This is a genomic window from Glutamicibacter sp. NPDC087344 (genome assembly GCF_044744225.1).
GTDB lineage: Bacteria > Actinomycetota > Actinomycetes > Actinomycetales > Micrococcaceae > Glutamicibacter.
The window spans coordinates 1-3,038 of record NZ_JBIUXY010000024.1; the positions used below are offsets into that span (position 1 = coordinate 1).

2 rRNA genes (1 of these 2 running past the window's edge) are annotated in these 3,038 nt (G+C 53.2%); both read left to right on the forward strand.

Annotation, left to right across the window (positions count from 1 at the left end):
• The first annotated feature begins 192 nt into the window (after nt 1-192).
• Nucleotides 193-1,718 (forward strand): 16S ribosomal RNA (locus tag ACIOWL_RS21115).
• A gap of 685 nt (nt 1,719-2,403) precedes the next feature.
• Nucleotides 2,404-3,038: ribosomal RNA gene (locus ACIOWL_RS21120) — 23S ribosomal RNA — on the forward strand; it runs 2,688 nt beyond the window's last position.
• The 16S and 23S rRNA genes sit together here, the layout of an rRNA operon.

Sequence of the window (3,038 nt, forward strand, 5' to 3'; positions counted from 1 at the left end):
AGTGTTTGTTGTTTGAGAACTCAATAGTGTGCCAAGTTTGTTGATACCAAATTATTTTTTGTTTGGTGAATACGAAACATTTTGCTTGGGATGATGCACCCCCGTGTGTTGTTCCGAGTGTTTTTATTCGCCAGGATATACATCACGTGTGGCCCCGTCTTTTTCCGGTGGGGTTGTGGTGGCTTTTTGTTTTTTATGGAGAGTTTGATCCTGGCTCAGGATGAACGCTGGCGGCGTGCTTAACACATGCAAGTCGAACGATGACCTCCAGCTTGCTGGGGTGATTAGTGGCGAACGGGTGAGTAACACGTGAGTAACCTGCCCCTGACTCTGGGATAAGCCCGGGAAACTGGGTCTAATACCGGATATGACCATGGAACGCATGTTTTGTGGTGGAAAGATTTATCGGTTGGGGATGGACTCGCGGCCTATCAGCTTGTTGGTGAGGTAATGGCTCACCAAGGCGACGACGGGTAGCCGGCCTGAGAGGGTGACCGGCCACACTGGGACTGAGACACGGCCCAGACTCCTACGGGAGGCAGCAGTGGGGAATATTGCACAATGGGCGCAAGCCTGATGCAGCGACGCCGCGTGAGGGATGACGGCCTTCGGGTTGTAAACCTCTTTCAGTAGGGAAGAAGCGTAAGTGACGGTACCTGCAGAAGAAGCGCCGGCTAACTACGTGCCAGCAGCCGCGGTAATACGTAGGGCGCAAGCGTTATCCGGATTTATTGGGCGTAAAGAGCTCGTAGGCGGTTTGTCGCGTCTGCCGTGAAAGACCAGGGCTCAACCCTGGTTCTGCGGTGGGTACGGGCAGACTAGAGTGATGTAGGGGAGACTGGAATTCCTGGTGTAGCGGTGAAATGCGCAGATATCAGGAGGAACACCGATGGCGAAGGCAGGTCTCTGGGCATTTACTGACGCTGAGGAGCGAAAGCATGGGGAGCGAACAGGATTAGATACCCTGGTAGTCCATGCCGTAAACGTTGGGCACTAGGTGTGGGGGACATTCCACGTTTTCCGCGCCGTAGCTAACGCATTAAGTGCCCCGCCTGGGGAGTACGGCCGCAAGGCTAAAACTCAAAGGAATTGACGGGGGCCCGCACAAGCGGCGGAGCATGCGGATTAATTCGATGCAACGCGAAGAACCTTACCAAGGCTTGACATGTTCCAGATCGCCGCAGAGATGTGGTTTCCTTTCGGGGCTGGTTCACAGGTGGTGCATGGTTGTCGTCAGCTCGTGTCGTGAGATGTTGGGTTAAGTCCCGCAACGAGCGCAACCCTCGTTCCATGTTGCCAGCGGGTTATGCCGGGGACTCATGGGAGACTGCCGGGGTCAACTCGGAGGAAGGTGGGGATGACGTCAAATCATCATGCCCCTTATGTCTTGGGCTTCACGCATGCTACAATGGCCGGTACAATGGGTTGCGATACTGTGAGGTGGAGCTAATCCCTAAAAGCCGGTCTCAGTTCGGATTGGGGTCTGCAACTCGACCCCATGAAGTCGGAGTCGCTAGTAATCGCAGATCAGCAACGCTGCGGTGAATACGTTCCCGGGCCTTGTACACACCGCCCGTCAAGTCACGAAAGTTGGTAACACCCGAAGCCGATGGCCTAACCACCTTGTGTGGGGGGAGTCGTCGAAGGTGGGACTGGCGATTGGGACTAAGTCGTAACAAGGTAGCCGTACCGGAAGGTGCGGCTGGATCACCTCCTTTCTAAGGAGCTAACCAATTTTTGGTTGCTCATGCCATGCACGAGTGTTGTGTGGGTGGGTTGCTCGAGGGTGGAATGTCAATGAACTCAACACTGGAAAACGTTCGCACTTACGGTCAGCTTTGTGGTTGGTTGTGGTGTGGGTGGGGTGTTGGCATGGTTTATGTTGTGTGGCTTGTGTAGTTTAGTACGCATCATGGTGGTCTCCTTTTGTGGGGGTTGTTGTGGTGTTGGAAGGGTGCGCGGGGTGCATGGTGTGAATGGTTGTGTTTGGTGCACTGTTGGGTTTTGAGGCAACAAGCCTCCTGGCCGCATATTTTCATCTGTGGATGGTTTCGCCTGTGGGTGGTTCTGTCTGTTGATGGTTTCGCCTGTGGGTGATTCTGTTTGTTGATGGGTGTGTGTGGTTGGGTGTTTGGTGTTTCAGTGTTTGTCCTGTGTCTGCTGCATGTAGTCCTGGTGGTTGGTGGTTGATTCCTGCTTGTGGTGGGGGTTGGTTGTTGGCCTGTGGGGGTTGTGTGTGGGGGTGTGGGGTTGTTGTTTGGGAACTGTATAGTGAACGCGAGCATCTTGCAGATGAGATGAGCTGCATGTGCCTGTCCTGGGTGTGTGTGGTGTTTGAGTCTTGTTTGTAGTGATTTTGTTGATTGTTTTATAGCTTATTTTTTATTTGAAACTTTGTTTTGTGTTGAAGTTTTTAAGGGCGCACGGTGGATGCCTTGGCATCAAGAGCCGATGAAGGACGTGGGAATCTGCGATAAGCCTGGTGGAGTCGATAACCGGACGTTGATACCAGGATTTCCGAATGGGGGAACCCCGCACCATGTTATGTGGTGTGACCTGCAGCTGAATGTATAGGCTGTGTGGAGGGAACGCGGGGAAGTGAAACATCTCAGTACCCGCAGGAAGAGAAAACAATAGTGATTCCGTTAGTAGTGGCGAGCGAACGCGGATGGGGCTAAACCGGTTGGTGTGTGATAGCGGATAGGCGTTGCATCATCGGGGTTGTGGGGTCTACATGTACCAGTTCTATCTACGCTGGTGGGATGAGGTGCAGGCGTATAGGTGAATCGGTTGGAATGCCGGACCAGAGAGGGTGATAGTCCCGTAGGTGTAATGCGTGTCTGCCGTTCTTTGTGTGGATACCCGAGTAGCACGGGGCCCGTGAAACCTTGTGTGAATCTGCCAGGACCACCTGGTAAGCCTGAATACTACTTGATGACCGATAGTGAATCAGTACCGTGAGGGAATGGTGAAAAGTACCCCGGGAGGGGAGTGAAATAGTACCTGAAACCGTGCGCTTACAATCCGTTAGAGCAGGG